The organism is Mesorhizobium sp. M4A.F.Ca.ET.090.04.2.1 (genome assembly GCF_003999085.1).
Classification (GTDB): Bacteria; Pseudomonadota; Alphaproteobacteria; order Rhizobiales; family Rhizobiaceae; genus Mesorhizobium.
The window spans coordinates 1-951 of the sequence record NZ_RZOT01000932.1 but is presented as its reverse complement, the minus strand read 5'-3'; the positions used below and the strand labels follow the sequence as shown (position 1 = coordinate 951).

Below are 951 nucleotides of genomic sequence, written 5' to 3'. Positions count from 1 at the left end.
GCACTAGGCACTAGGCACTAGGCACTGGGGAGCATCAGAGCCATGCCTCCGTTACTCCCCTACTGCCCTACTCCCTTACTGCCTTACTCCCCTCCATCTTGCTGACAGCCATATCGTTCACAGCTAATATTCGCCGATGAGCGAAGGATTGCTGGCAGGCGCCACTCATCTCGGGCCGGTTCATCTGAGGGTGGTCAACATCGCGGCGGCCTTGCCCGTATGGCGCGATGCGGTCGGGCTCTCGCTGCTTGGCGAGGATGACGCGGTGGCCGGGCTCGGCGTCGACGGCAAGGCGCTGATCGTGCTGCATGAAGGTGCTGCGGTCGCGCTGCCACAGAAGGCGCGCGATCTCTTCCATGTTGCCATCCATGTCACGACGCGCCGCGACCTTGCGCATGCCGCCGCCCGGCTCAAGGCTTCCGGCCTCAGATACAGCGCCCAGGACCATTTGGTCTCGGAATCGCTCTACGTCTCCGATCCGTCGGGCAACGGCATCGAGATCTGTTTCGACACACCCGAACGCTTGGCCGGCAGGGAGGAGACGACGGACGGCCGTGTGCTGCTCCTCGCCACGGACGGCAGCACGCATTCGGGGCTGGAGCCGCTCGACCTTGCGAACCTGTCGCGCTCGCTTGGCGATTCCGGCCGGATCGAGCCGCGGCTGCCGGCGGATGCCTTCATTGGCCACATCCATATGCGCGCCCGCTCGCCCGAAACGCTGATGGCGTTCTATGTCGACGTGCTCGGCTTCAGGCCGCACATCCAGTCGCGCACCTTCGGTCTGTTCGATTGCGGCACCGATCGGCGCCGCCACATGGTCGCCTTCAACATCTGGACCCGCGACGAGCTGACCGAACCGCCGCCCGGCGCGGCCGGGCTGGAGCGCTTCACGGTCGTGCTTGCCGGCGCCGACGAGCTTGCCGCTGTGGCGGGACGGCTCGGCAAGGCGGG

Annotated in this window: 1 protein-coding gene; it reads left to right on the top strand. The window is 66.1% G+C overall.

Going from position 1 to position 951, the window contains the following annotated elements:
• Window positions 1-136: 136 nt before the first annotated feature.
• Window positions 137-951 (top strand): VOC family protein (locus EN781_RS33265; RefSeq protein ID WP_127400764.1); only part of this gene is annotated, 815 nt, incomplete at its 3' end.